At 72.3% G+C, this 13,334-nt stretch carries 9 protein-coding genes and 2 tRNA genes; 5 read left to right on the forward strand and 6 right to left on the reverse strand.

Annotation, left to right across the window (positions count from 1 at the left end):
* Positions 1–21: 21 nt before the first annotated feature.
* Both WMF17_RS14290 and WMF17_RS14295 read right to left on the reverse strand, forming a co-directional pair.
* Complete coding sequence (locus WMF17_RS14290) at positions 22–1,263, reverse strand: choice-of-anchor L domain-containing protein (protein WP_437649979.1); 1,242 nt, start codon at positions 1,261–1,263, stop codon at positions 22–24.
* Positions 1,264–1,342: 79 nt separating this feature from the next.
* Positions 1,343–5,758 carry a DUF2339 domain-containing protein gene (locus tag WMF17_RS14295; protein WP_437649981.1) on the reverse strand — a complete coding sequence of 1,472 codons (4,416 nt, stop codon included), beginning with the start codon at positions 5,756–5,758 and terminating at the stop codon, positions 1,343–1,345.
* Between the two features lie 292 nt (positions 5,759–6,050).
* Between WMF17_RS14295 and WMF17_RS14300 the strand changes: the two genes are divergently transcribed.
* Positions 6,051–6,317, forward strand: coding sequence for a hypothetical protein (locus WMF17_RS14300; RefSeq protein ID WP_437602601.1), 267 nt, complete (start codon positions 6,051–6,053; stop codon positions 6,315–6,317).
* A gap of 27 nt (positions 6,318–6,344) precedes the next feature.
* On the opposite strand, the gene WMF17_RS14305 is transcribed toward WMF17_RS14300, so the two are convergent.
* The 4 genes from WMF17_RS14305 to WMF17_RS14320 all read right to left on the reverse strand — a co-directional run bounded on the left by WMF17_RS14305 (position 6,345) and on the right by WMF17_RS14320 (position 8,990).
* Positions 6,345–7,229, reverse strand: coding sequence for a DNA adenine methylase (locus tag WMF17_RS14305; protein ID WP_437602602.1), 885 nt, complete (start codon positions 7,227–7,229; stop codon positions 6,345–6,347).
* Between the two features lie 664 nt (positions 7,230–7,893).
* Complete coding sequence (locus WMF17_RS14310; RefSeq protein ID WP_437649983.1) at positions 7,894–8,367, reverse strand: hypothetical protein; 474 nt, start codon at positions 8,365–8,367, stop codon at positions 7,894–7,896.
* 438 nt (positions 8,368–8,805) lie between these two features.
* A tRNA-Glu gene (locus tag WMF17_RS14315) sits at positions 8,806–8,877 on the reverse strand.
* Positions 8,878–8,916: 39 nt separating this feature from the next.
* Positions 8,917–8,990 (reverse strand) — tRNA-Gln (locus tag WMF17_RS14320).
* Between the two features lie 571 nt (positions 8,991–9,561).
* Between WMF17_RS14320 and groES the strand changes: the two genes are divergently transcribed.
* The 4 genes from groES (at position 9,562) to WMF17_RS14340 (ending at position 13,256) form a co-directional block, all read left to right on the forward strand.
* Complete coding sequence (gene groES / locus WMF17_RS14325; RefSeq protein WP_437490737.1) at positions 9,562–9,867, forward strand: co-chaperone GroES; 306 nt, start codon at positions 9,562–9,564, stop codon at positions 9,865–9,867.
* Between the two features lie 69 nt (positions 9,868–9,936).
* A complete protein-coding gene (groL, locus tag WMF17_RS14330) occupies positions 9,937–11,634 on the forward strand; it encodes a chaperonin GroEL (protein ID WP_437602604.1) in 1,698 nt (565 codons plus the stop codon).
* Positions 11,635–11,827: 193 nt separating this feature from the next.
* The gene (locus WMF17_RS14335) at positions 11,828–12,484 is read left to right on the forward strand and encodes a Crp/Fnr family transcriptional regulator (RefSeq protein ID WP_437649985.1); all 657 of its coding nucleotides are present in this window, start codon (positions 11,828–11,830) and stop codon (positions 12,482–12,484) included.
* Between the two features lie 4 nt (positions 12,485–12,488).
* Complete coding sequence (locus WMF17_RS14340) at positions 12,489–13,256, forward strand: MBL fold metallo-hydrolase (protein ID WP_437649987.1); 768 nt, start codon at positions 12,489–12,491, stop codon at positions 13,254–13,256.
* Positions 13,257–13,334: the final 78 nt, after the last annotated feature.

Raw genomic sequence — 13,334 nt, forward strand, 5'->3', positions numbered from 1 at the left:
CGCGGGAGATGGCCCGGGGCGCTACCGGGGATCCTCGACCGGCGCGGTCCCGACCGCGACGGTGCCGCCGTTCGCGACCCACTTGAAGCCGTCGACGAGCGCGGTCGAGTCGAGCGCGTCGTCGCCGGTGTCGAAGATCATGAACCGCAGCTTGAGCTCTTCGCCGCCGGTGACCGGGGCCTGCGTGCGCAGCCAGCGGGTCGCGCCGGCGTCGTCCCACAGCCCGAAGCCGGTGCCCTCGAGCTCGTCCGGCCCGAGGTCGCACCCCTCGCAGACATCGAAGAAGCCGATGTTGACGCTGACGGGTTTGCCCAGGCTATCGAACGAGAGATTGCCGTTGAGCGACCCGGGCGGGGCCGGCGTCGCCAGCGCGAGGAACTGATCGTTGAAATGGTAGCAGATGAACTCCGGGTACTCGAAGGTGTAGAACTTGAACGCGAACTCGTAGCCGGTCGCGTTCGTCGGCGTGCGGATGACGAGCTCCAGGCCGATGTCGTCGTTGATCGTCGACGAAGGAGGGCAATCCGGGTTGTCCTGCGGGAAGCCGGGCGGCGCCTCTCCCGGCCCATAGTTCGTGCAGCTCGACGTGTTGCACGCGCCTGGCCAGTGGGCGATCCGGGCGCGACCCGTGGACAGGACAAGCATGCGGGTCCCGCCCTGCGCGTGCACGTTGGGGCCGAACGAATCGAGCACGCCCACAGCGGGCGTGGGCTCCGCGGGCGAGCCGTCGCCGCGCACGTACTCCGCGCTCAGCACGCCCCACTTCCTGTCGCCGGGCGACGCCTTGGCGCAGAGGTCGACGGCGTGGGCCCCATGAATGGCGTCGAAGTCGGCGGGAGCGATGTTCCTGTCGCACGTCGGCAGCACGTTATCGATCTCGCCGTCGCAGTCCTCGTCGGCCGGCTCGGGCACGACACCGGCGTCGTCTGGCTCCGTGATCGCGACCTCGATGGCGCCCGGATTGACGTTCGTGTCGGCGTCGTTGCAGTCGCCCTCCTCCACGGTGAAGCCGTCACCATCCTTGTCGGGCTCATCGAACTCGTCGACCGGCGCGCCGCCCTTGCCGAAATCGTCCCCGGAGCTCGTCGATGCGGGGCTCCCGCCGGCGCCGGTCTCCGCCGTCGTGGCGCGGGTCGCGCCCCCGCCGCCGTCCGCGCCGGGCGCCGGCGGGCTGGGCGATACAGCGGAGCACCCGCCCGAAATCCAGAGCGCCGCCCCGACGCTCGCACAGAGACCCAAGTAGATGAAGCGCCGGCCTCTCATGGTGCATCGACCTCGACGATTGCTCGAGACCGCCGGCGAGCCCTCTTGTCCGCGGCGGCCAATCGCACATGCAATCACATCATGGCCGAGGCTCTTTGTCTGCTGTCCCCTGCTGCGGTGGCACAGGCTCGTCGTCGGGGGGTCGCGCTCCCTGTCGCAGGAGCCGCGCGGCCCACGCCGAGAGCGCCAGCAGCCCGAGGGCCAGCGCGGCCCCGATCGGCGCGCGGTGTCGCTCGGTGAACGGGAGATCGCGCGCGAGCCGGGCGGCGCCGAAGCTTGGGTTGGCCTGCGCGGCGCCGAGCCGCGCCGCCGCGGGCGGATGCTCGCGCTCGACGCTGTCGAGGACGTCGGCCAGGTCGTAGCGAGGGCGCTGGCCGAGGGGGTCGCCGAGGTAGAGCCGGTGCGGGCCCGGCTGGCCGGCGCGGAACACGATCTCGCGCGCCCGCACCTCGCCCTGCACGCCCGAGAGGGAGAGGGGCGCCGAGTCGCCATCGTGGATCGTGAGGCGGAGAAAGCGCTTGCGGGTGGGGCTCAACGGGACCCGCGTCGACGCGAGCGCCGGCCCGGATTCGCCGAGTGGACGGACTCGATGGATCCGGCCGCTTCCCACGGAGGGCCAGACCGCGCGGTAGGTGGTCGAGGCCACGTCGACCCGGCGGCTGAACTCCGGTGTGGCGACGTCGAGGAGGACGGCCTGCAGCGGCGCGCCGTCGGCGCCGGCGTCGAGCGTGACAAGGGTCGCCTGCGCGTCGCTGTCCCGCTGCGTCTCGATGATCGCGAGCGGCAGCAGCGCGGCCTTCTGGGCGGCGGCCGGCGGCTCGCACGCGACGGTGCCGCCCGTGATCCGGACGTCCGCGGCCGCGCCGCGCGCCGGGGCGCCGTCGGGGACGAGGCGGATCCGCACGAGGGCGGCGCGCGAGAGGGGATAGGCGACCGAGAGGTGCTCGACGGCCTCCGAGCCCTGGGGGATCCGGTACACGTGGGCGCCGCGCGCCACCTCGCTGAGCGACCGCGGGTCTGCGCCTGTGTCGACGCGCGCCTCGCGGAGGAAGCTGCTGCCGAGGACGCTCAGCTCGATCCGGCAGTGGCGCGTGCCGGGCGCGTCGAGGGCCCAGGTCGCGTGCGCGACGCCGGCGGCGTCGACCCCCGGATCGAGCATCGTTGCGGCGATCCGCCCGGAGGAGGGCGCGGCGCCGGCCTCGCGCAGCACGTACGGCACCTCGGCGCCGTCGGGGCCGGCGATGCGGACGTCGGCGAGCAGCTCCTCGGCGCGGCTCTCGCGGTAGAGGTCGAGATCGACGTCGATGCGGTGGTCGCCGGCCGCGTCCACGCCGTCGAGGGGCCGGACGAGCGCGTGCTTCTCGGTCGGCAGCGCCGCGCCGGTCTGCGCCTCGGAGGGCCGCGCGAGGCCGGTCGCCGCGAGCAGCGCGAGCAGCCCGGCCGCGCCGCTCGGCCCGACGCGCAGGAGCGTCACGAGGCGCCGGCCGAACCGCGCGTAGAGGAAGCCGCCGCCGACGAGCAGCGCGCCGACGCCTGTGAAGAGCGCGATCTGGTAGATGCGCTCGACGTGCCAGACGTCCCAGGCCACGAGCTTCGCGATCGTGACGGCGAACAGCGAGAGCCCGGCGTAGCGATGGAAGGCGTCGCGCGCCGCGAACCCCGCCGTGAGCAGCGCGATGGCCGCGAGCGCCAGCACGAGCGTGGTCGCCATCGCGAGGCTCCCCTGCTGGTCCTCGAGGGCGGCGCGGTGCTGCACGGCGAGCTCGGTGAACTCGGCCGCGTCGAGCGGGGCAGGGGGCGCGGGGGGCAGCGCGGTGACCGCGCTCCGCACCTCGATGACCACGGTCGCGAGGAGCAGGGCATACCCTGCGCCGACCGCCGCGAGCCCTGAGGCGCGCAGCTCGGCGCTCACGGGGCCGACGGCGCTCGCAGGGCGCGCTGCTCCGGCGCGCGACAGCAGCCGGCCCGCGGCGAGCAGGGCCGCGCTCAAGCCCACGAACGCGTAGGCCCTCGCGTTGAGCAGGACGGGGACGGCCATCGCCCCGTCGCGGCCGTGCGTCTCGAACCAGGTCGTCACGAGCGCCTCGGCCTCGACAGAATCGACGCCAATCGCCCGCGCGAGGGCGGCGAGGAAGAGCAGCAGGGTGACGGCGAGCCAGGCGCGCTCGCCGGTGCGCGCCGCGATCGCGGCCGCCACCGCCGCGAGGATGCCCCAGACCACGGTGACCGTGGCCCCGCCGAGCCCGAACGCGACGGCCGCGGCGAAGAGGGCGAGCGCCTGCCCGAGGAGCAGGGCGACGCGATCGGCGGCCGGAGGCGCGGCGGGGGCGCGGGCCGCGCCGGCGCGCAGGAGCGCCACGCCGAGCGCGAGATCCAGGGCGCCGGCGGCAGCGGTGAGCAGCGCGCGGAGCGTCGGCGCCTCCTCGGACGTCGCGCCCAGCGCCGCCGCGACGAACCCGAGCGTCGCCACGCTCGCGGCGAGCGCGCCGTACCAGGGGAGCGTCGGCGCGCCGGGCGCGCGCGGGCGCCACGCGGAGGCGCCCACGGCGCCGAGGAACACGAGCGTGACGAGCGACGATGCGCCGAGGAAGTCCGCGTCGACGGCCGCCGCCGCGGCCGCGTCGTCCCGCGCGAGCGCGCCTGGAGCCGCCGCCGCGATCGCGCCCGCCGAGACGACCGCCGCGACGAGGAGCAGCCCAGGGAGCTCGGCCCGCGCGGCCATCCACGCGGCGACGGCGGCGGCGCCCGCGATCGCGAGCGCGAAGAGCGTCGCCTCGGTCTCGAGCAGCAGCATGCCCGCGGTGCAGGCGAAGAGCGCCGCGCCGGCGGAGCACGCGACGGCGATCCTCCGCTCGAGGCGACCTGCGAGCCCGGCGCCGCGGAGCCAGCCCGCGAGGTAGACGGCGGTCCAGACCGCGACAAGCGCGGCGAGCGCCGTCCGGTGCGTCGCCGGCGCGTCGGCGAACGTCCCGGCGAAGGCGAGGAAGGCGGAGCCCATCGGCGCCAGCAGCCAGCCGCGCTCGCCGAGCGCGCGCAGCGCGACGGTCGCCGCGATCGCGAGCGCGACGGCGGCGGCGGCGAGCGCGCGCGGGGCGTCGAAGAGCAGCGCGCCCGCGCCTGCGTGGGCGAGCACGAGCGCGGCGACCGCGAACGCGGTGGCGTCCGCGGACGCCGCTCCGGGGAGGCGGCCGGCCGGCGCGGGGCCCCTCGGGGCCGCGCCGGCGCCGGCGCTCGGGGCGGGTGCGGCGCCGGCGGCGGCGCTCCGCGCGAGCGCGCGGCGCACCCACAGCGCGCGCAGGATGCCCTGCAACGCCGCGAGCACGACGAACGCGAGCGGCGCGGCGCGGGCGGCGAGCGCGAGGTAGGGCCCCGCGAGCGCCTCGGCCGGCTGGTCGAGCCAGGGCGCCGCGGTCGGGTCTCCCGGGAGGGCGCTCGCGTCGAAGTGCCGATCGTACCAGCCCCAGAACAGCGCCGTGTGGCCTGCGAGCGCGAGCCAGGGGGCGACGCGGAAGCCGAGCTTCGCTGCCACCGCGTGGACGACGCTCGTCACGAGCAGGAGGTAGCCGAACAGGGCGAGCGGTCGGTCCTGCCCGGTCGACAGCACGACGGGGTTGAGGAAGCCGGCGACGAGGGAGAGGATCAGGATCGCCTCGCCGCGGTGGCGGAGCGCGAGCGCGGCGCCGAGCAGGAGGAGCACCGCATCCGCCGCGAAGGCGGTGCGGATCGGGATGAGCTCGTACAGCACCGCGCTCGCCCACACCGACGCGATCAGGACCGCGAGCCCGAGGCCGATGAGCGCGTGGACGAAGCGGCGCTGCGCTCGCCCGCGGAGCACCTCGGCCGCCGCGAGGAGCGCGGCGCCGGTCGCGGCGCCGATCGCGACGCGCCCGAAGGGCCCGATCCAGGCGTTGTCCGAGGCGTACTTGAAGAAGAAGAGCGCGCCGAGCAGGAAGGTGGCCGCGCCTGCGCGGGTGAGCCAGGTGAGGCCGAGCCGCTCCTCGATGGTGGGGGTCTCCTGGGCTCCGTGGCGCGCGGCTGAGCCGGCGCCAGCGGCGCTCTCGCCGAGCGTCGCTGCGGGGCGAGGCACCCGGGGGGCGGCGGTGTCCGGGAACGCGATCACGGGCGCCGCGCCGGCGGCCCCCTCGTCGACCGCGGGCGCCGCGCCGGCGGCCCCCTCGTCGACCGCGGGCAGCGCGCCCGCGGTCCCGGCGGCGGACGCGGATGGCGCGACCGCCGGGGTCGTGAGGGCGTCCTGGGCAGTCTGCTCCGGCTCCAGGGGTTGCGCGCTGCGTGGGCGCTGCGCCGCTGGGGTCAGCTCGGCGCGGGCGCGCTGCCCGGAGAGCTCGGCCAGCCGGTGCTCGAGCGCGTGGATCCGCAGCAGCAAGTCCTCGTTGCGCCGGTTGGCCCGGACGGCGAACACGAAGGCCACCACGGGGGCAACCAGGAGATAGCCGGCGAGCGCGAGCCCGAAAAAGACGACAATTCCTGCCCCCATCCAGGCTTCGTAGCATGGGGCGCGTGCCGCAGGCGCCGCCCGTCCGTGCGATCACGCCTGCGCTGTTCATGCGGTTCCTGCCGACAGCCCATCGCTCCTGCGAGGACCTTTCGGCTCGCGCTGGGACTGGAGTAAGGTGCACCCCCATGAGGAACACACGCCTGCCTGATCGCCCGGCGCCAGGCGCCTGCTATCTTCCCTGTGTTCCCGGACGGCGGCGTTGCTCGGGGGGGGAGCGCGGCCATTCGGGAACAGTTCTTTTGTGCTCTCGACCTGCTCAGGAGATCTCGCGATGCTGAAGCACCCGACCGTCTCCGCATGGCAGCGAGATCACGAGGACGGTGGGTATACGGCCGAGATGAACGGCTGGACCTTGCGGGTCCGCTGGATACCCGAGCGTCCGGGCGAGCTCCGTGGCTTCGTGTGGGAGGCCGTCGATCCTTCGGGAAACAAGGTCACATCGAGCGAGATCCACGAGGAGATCGAGGTGGCCATGGCGTACGCCGAGGAGCTCGCGGCCCCCGATCCGAAGAAGCACGGGTCGAAGACCGTCGACTGAGGCGCGCGCCCCGCGGCGGCGCCGGGCTCAGCCTGCCTTGTCCGCCGCCGCCTTGCGGCTCCGCCGGGTCGTGTAATTCCGGATCACGATCTCTCCCACGCGGCCCCTGGCGTCGCTCTTCGCGTTGATGCTCCGGAGCGCCGCGACGCGGTCGATCTTGAACCTCTTGTAGAGCGGCGGGATCTCGGGAACATCGGAGTTCGAGAGCATCACCTGGACCCCGCGCTCGTCGAGCGCCGCGAACAGGGCCGCGAGGCGCTCCTGGTCGCGGAAGCTGAAGCCGCCCGCGCTGTACGAGGTGAAGTTCGCGGTCGACGAGACCGGCGAGTACGGCGGGTCCAGGTAGACGAAGTCGCCTTCGGTCGCGTGGTCGAGCACGCGCTCGAAGTCGCGGACCTCGAGCTCGACGCTCTGCAGCGCCGCCGAGCAGGCCCGCAGCTGGGGCGGGTTGCAGATCGCCGGCTTGACGTAGCGGCCGAAAGGCACGTTGAAGCGGCCGGCGCTGTTGACCCGGTAGAGCCCGTTGAAGCCCGACTTGTTCAGGAAGATGGTCCTCGCGGCGCGCTCGGGCAGCGTGAGCGAGGCGGGGTCGAGATCGCGAACCCTGTAATAATGCGCCTCCTCGTAGGCGTGGCTGCCCAGCGCGGCGATGACCTCCTCGACCCGGTCGCGCACCGCCCGGTAGCAGTCGACGAGCTCGGCGTTGACGTCCGTCAGCGCCGCGCGTTTCGGCTGCAGGCAGAAGAAGAGCGCGGCTCCTCCCACGAACGGCTCGAAGTAGCGCCCGTACGACGTCGGCAGGAGCGGCTGGAACTGTCGTAGCAGCTGGCCCTTGCCGCCCGCCCATTTGAGGAACGGACGTGGTGGCAGGGGCGCGGCGCTGTCGGGTTGGGTGACAAGGGCGGTGGTCATCGCGCAATACTGGACGGCAACCTACCAGGGCGCGCGATCGTCCTCAACCGCCGAGGTCATCGCCGGCGATCTCCCGGGTCCAGGGCGCCTCGCCGGTCCGCCCCCGGCGCGCGCGTCCCCCCCCCCCCCCGGGCGTTACGGACCGCGCCACGCATCGCTCCAGGCTAGGTCGTTCTATGTCCACTCCTCGGCGCCGTCGGCGGCGAAGTGCCCTGTGGACGAAGGCGGTTATTGGTCGTTTTTATTAATAATTACAGATGTTTATAAGTGTGCGTGAGCGTGCGCGCCCCGGCGGGGACGCTGCCCGGATCATGGCATGTCGCGGCTTGCGCGATCGCCGAGCGAGGATAGGTTGAAGTCTCGACACGCGGGCTGAACAGCCGCCGGTTGAGCGGGGTTCTCCCGAATTCACGCACCGCCGCTTCAGGCCATCTCGCCGGTGGACCTCGGCGGCGCGGCAGGGGCTCGTCCGGGCGCAGGGCGCGGGCGCCCCGGCCGGCTTTCGGCTCTCGTGGGAGCCTCCGTTCCATCTCGTCCCTCTCGCCAGGAGGAATGCCGCCATGATGCTTGCCTTCGACCTCGATCGCGACGACGCCCCGCAGCAGCGCGGCCCCGCTCCGGCGGACGGACCGGGCTGCTTCGGCGAGGCAGCGGATTACCGGGCTCAGCGGATCCTGTACGCCGCGCGCGGCTGGATCGCCGAGCAGGACGGCATCACCACGGACGGGCGCTCGCTCATCCTGCTGCACGCCCAGAGGACGCCCCCGGAGCGGCGCGAGACGCTCGTGCGCTGCTTCGAGCGCGTGCTCCTGCACGCCCCCCGACCGGAGCTCCCTGCGCTCGCCGCGTCGCTGCGCCAGGCGGGCCTCTCGGTGGACGAGGGGCTCTCGGTGATGGGCGCCCCGGCCGGCGAGGTGCGCGCCGCCGTGCAGGGGCTCGGCCGGTTTCGCTCCTTTCCGGCGGGCCTCCGCGCGTCCCGGGTGTCGCCGGACGACGACGTCACGATCCGGGCGATCCAGGAGCTCCAGTCCGAGAGCGGCCACGCGCCGCTCCCGGCCTGGACCCTGCGCGGCGGCGAGGGGCGTTCCTTGACCCTCGCGCTGCGCGACGGCAGGGGCGCGCTGGTCGGCTGCACCACCCTGTGCGTCCTGACGCAGCCAGATGCCGCCGAGGACGGCGGGCATCGGGCGCTCTCCCAGCTCGGGCAGCTCGGCCTGCTGGGCGCCCCGCCGCTCTGGATCTCCGATGTGGGCGAGGCGCCCTCGTGGACGGGCATGCCGATCTGCACCTGCCTGCGCGAGGAGTATCGCGGCCGCGGGCTCGGGGCCCCGCTCCAGGCCGCGGCGCTCCAGGAGGGGCACGATCGCTTCGGGATCCGGTGGTTCTACGCGCTCGTCCGGGCCGGCGACGAGATCGCGAAGCGCATGAACGCGCGCTGCGGCCTCGCCCCACACCGGGCCGAAGGGTTCCTCGTCGCGTCGGTGGGCCTCTCGGAGAAAGCCCGGCGGCCCGCGGAGGGGGCCGCGTCTCAGGCTGACCAACGAGAAGCTGGCGAGCAAAAACGACGAAAAAGTAGCGATCCCAGCGGGAATCGAACCCGCGTTACCGGCGTGAGAGGCCGATGTCCTAACCGCTAGACGATGGGACCTTGTTCTGTCGAGACGGTCGATAGCAGAGCTGATCGACCTGGCTGGGGGACAAGGATTCGAACCTTGATAGCAAGAGCCAGAATCTTGCGTCCTGCCGTTAGACGATCCCCCAAGGGGTCAGCGCCGTGTTCATCAGCGCCACGGGCCGCGGAATCTACTCGGGCCGTCTGGTATGTCAAGCGAACAAAATCGGGCCCGCCCAAGAAAAAGTCCCCGGGCCGAAAATCCCCGGTGTTTCGCGCTGTTCGCCCCGCCCCTGCGCCCCCGTCTCCATCGCGCCGCCCTCCGCCGGCGCATCGCACCCGCGGCCGAGCTGCCAACAAATTCCGCTTATACCGTCCTCTTGCCATTGACCTGGCTCGCCTCCCGCTGCATGGCTCGACGGTGGCGGACGGCGCCCCGCGACATCGCGCGGGGTCCGGTCGCTCTATCCGGGGTCTCCAGCTTTGCGGCGTGTGGGCGCCGCCCGCGGAAAAGTCGCGACTGTCTGGCGCGCGCCCTTGACGCGCCGGGCGACTGATTTACCTTCGGCCGCGGTTTAGCCACCGGCCTAGGAGAGTGCCAAGCGACTGTGATCCTGGGCACTTAGCTCTCGTCGTGTGGGCGGAAGGCCCTGCGGGGGGGCGAACGGGACCTCCGGCGAGCCGATGGTCAGTCAACCAGCCGAGGACGAGGGAGCCACCATGAAAATCAGGCCGCTGCAGGATCGGATTGTCGTCAAGCGTGTCGAGAGCGAGACGAAGACCAAGGGGGGCATCATCATCCCCGACGCCGCGAAGGAGAAGCCGATCGAGGGGCGCGTCGTTGCGGTGGGCAACGGCAAGGTCCTGAAGGACGGCAAGGTCCGGCCGCTCGAGGTGAAGGTCGGCGACAAGGTGCTGTTTGGCAAGTACAGCGGCACCGAGGTGAAGCTCGACGGCGAGGAGCACGTGCTCCTCCGCGAGGACGACGTGCTCGCCGTGACCGAGGCCGCTTCCGCCGCGAAGTGATCCGGATCCAGGGCAACCGAACGCAAGCGTTGCAGATGCGGCCGTGCGCGGCCGCGAGGGGATTGAGAGATGGCTGCGAAGCAGATCGTTTATAGCCGCGGCGCCCGTGCCGCGATCCTGAAGGGCGTCAACACGCTCGCCGATGCGGTCAAGGTGACCCTCGGGCCCAAGGGGCGGAACGTCGTCATCGAGAAGAGCTGGGGCTCGCCGGTCATCACGAAGGACGGCGTCACGGTCGCGAAGGAGATCGAGCTCGCCGGGAAGCTCGAGAACATGGGCGCCCAGATGGTGCGCGAGGTCGCCTCGAAGACCAGCGACAAGGCGGGCGACGGCACGACGACGGCGACGGTGCTGGCCCAGGCGATCTACGGCGAGGGCCTCAAGCTCGTCGAGGCCGGGCACAGCCCGATGGACCTGAAGCGCGGCATCGACGCGGCCGTCGTGAAGGTCATCGAGGCCGTGCAGCAGGTCGCCAAGCCGACCAAGGACAAGGACCAGATCGCCCAGGTCGCCACCGTCAGCGCGAACGGCGACAAGGAGATCGGCCAGATCCTCGCCGACGCCATGGAGAAGGTCGGCAAGGAGGGCGTGATCACGGTCGAGGAGAACAAGCGCATGACGACGGAGCTCGAGACCGTCGACGGCATGCAGTTCGACCGCGGCTACCTCTCGCCCTACTTCGTGACCGATCCCGAGAAGATGACGGCGATCCTCACGAACCCGCTCATCCTCGTCCACGAGAAGAAGATCTCGTCCATGGCCGACCTCCTGCCGCTCCTCGAGCAGGTGGTGAAGCAGGGGCGCGAGCTGCTCATCCTCTCCGAGGACGTCGAGGGCGAGGCGCTCGCCACGCTCGTCGTGAACAAGCTCCGCGGCACGATCAAGGTCGCCGCCGTGAAGGCGCCCGGCTTCGGCGATCGCCGCAAGGAGATGCTGAAGGACATCGCGATCCTCACGGGCGCGACCGCGTTCATGGAGGACCTCGGCCAGAAGCTCGAGAGCGCCACGGTGCGCGACCTCGGGACGGCCAAGCGGGTCGAGATCGACAAGGACAACACCGTCATCGTCGACGGCCAGGGCGAGAAGACCGCGATCAAGGGCCGCATCGAGGCGATCCGCAAGCAGATCGCGGACACGTCGAGCGACTACGATCGCGAGAAGCTCCAGGAGCGGCTCGCGAAGCTCGCCGGCGGCGTCGCGGTGGTGAAGGTCGGCGCGGCGACCGAGACGGAGATGAAGGAGAAGAAGGCGCGCGTCGAGGACGCGCTGCACGCGACCCGCGCGGCCGTCGAGGAGGGCATCGTGGTCGGCGGCGGCGTGGCCCTGCTCCGGGCGGCCTCTGCCCTGGAGGCGCTCAAGTTCAACGACGAGCGCGACGTCGGCGTGCGGCTCGTGCGCCGCGCCCTCGAGGCGCCGCTCCGCCAGATCGCCCAGAACGCTGGCGTCGACGGGTCGGTGGTCGCCGAGAAGGTCCGGTCGGGCGCGCCCACGTTCGGCTACAACGCCGCGACCGACACGTACGAGGACCTGCTCGCCGGCGGCGTCATCGACCCGGCGAAGGTCGTGCGGCACGCGCTCTCCAACGCGGCCAGCGTCGCGGGGCTGATGCTCACGACCGAGGCCCTCATCGCCGACAAGCCCAAGAAGGAGAAGGCCGCGGCCGGCGGGGCCCCCGGCGGCATGGGCGGCATGGGCGGCATGGGCGGCATGGGCGGCATGGGCGGCATGGGCGGCATGGGCGGCATGGGCGACTTCGACATGGGTTGATCGCCTGTCCGGCCGCGCTCGGGCTGTCGCCGCTCTCCGGCGGCGCCGGCCCCGAGCGCGCCGCTCCCGACGAAGCGGGCCGAGGGGTCCTCCAAAGCATGCTGGCTTGGAGGGCCCCTCGCGCTTTGTGAGGACGAGAGCTTTTGCCTCGGTTTTTGACCGGCGGTCACGCTGGGCGCTAGACTATCGAGCAATGTCGGAGTCGTCGTTTGCCCGCTATGGCCGCGCGTACGCGCCGGGCGACGTGCTCTTCCGCGAGGGCGACCCCGGCGATGTCCTGTTCGTCCTCCAGACCGGCGCTGTGCGGATCACGAAATCGGTCGAGGGCGAGGACAAGGTGCTCGCCGTGCTCGGGCCCGGCGAGTTCGTCGGCGAGATGGCGATCCTGAACGGCAAGCCGCGGATCGCGACGGCCACCGTCAGCGAGCCGTCCCGCTGCCTCGTGGTCGAGGCGCGCAAGCTAGAGGTCATGCTGCAGCGGGACGCCGAGATCGCCTTCCGGCTGATCAAGAAGCTCGCGAAGCGGCTCGACGCGGCGGACGCGCTCGTCGAGATCCTCATGCACCGGGACCCGAAGGCGCGGGTGATGCTCGCGCTCGCGCGCCACGCCGAGGCGTTCGGGGAAGAGACGCCGGACGGGATACGCCTCCGCGCCTCCCCCGCCGACATCGCGCGCGAGGTCGACGTCGAGCAAGGAATCGTGGACGAGGTGATGACGCGGCTCCGCCGGCTGAAGCTCCTCTCGGACGGGCCGCCTGCGCACGCGGCGATCACGGTGACCGACATGCGTCGATTCCGGGACTTCATAGAATTCTTGGAAACGCCGCAGAAGTTCGGCGGAGAGAGCTGAGCCAGTGGAGCTGCGCGTCATCGGCTGCCACGGCGGGGAGACTCCCAGGCATCGCACGTGCGCGTTCGTCGTGGACGACGTCCTCGCGATCGACGCGGGCTCGCTGACGAGCGGGCTCGAGGTGAAGGAGCAGGCGCGGATCGAGGCGTGCCTCGTGAGCCATGCGCACCTCGATCACATCCGCGATCTGGCCACGATCGCGGACAACCGCTGCCAGCTCGGGTGCCCGCCGCTCGTGATCGCGGGCACGCGCGAGACGCTGCGCACGCTCAAGAAGCACTTCTTCAACAACGTGCTGTGGCCCGATTTCGCGGTGATCCCGACGCCCGCGCAGCCGACCATCCAGTACCTCGAGCTCAAGCCGGAGCGCCCCACGATGGTCGCCGGGCGGCTCGTGCGCGCGGTCCAGGTGACGCACACGATCGACGCGTCGGCGTTCGTGATCGAGGGGAACGGCGGCGCGATCGCGTACAGCGGCGACACCGGGCCGACCGAGCGGCTCTGGGAGGTGTTGAACCAGCAGCAGAACCTCCGCGCGCTGCTCATGGAGGTCAGCTTCCCCGACCGGGAGCAGCGGCTCGCGACCGTGAGCGGCCACCACACGCCGCAGACGCTCGCCGTCGAGCTCCAGAAGTTCCACGCGCCGAAGGATCTGCCGACGATGCTCTACCACATCAAGCCGGTCTTCCAGGCCGAGGTGGAGCGGGAGTGCGCCGCGCTGAAGGGGCTGAACCTCGAGGTCCTTCAGCTCATGGATCACTTCGTCCTGTAACCGGCGCGTCGGCGCGAGGCCGTGCCGCGCTGCCCGACCCGAGGAGCCCCTCGGTCATCGCGCAGCGCGGGGACCCCG

The organism is Sorangium sp. So ce362, from assembly GCF_051519845.1.
In the GTDB taxonomy this organism is placed as follows: domain Bacteria; phylum Myxococcota_A; class Polyangia; order Polyangiales; family Polyangiaceae; genus Sorangium.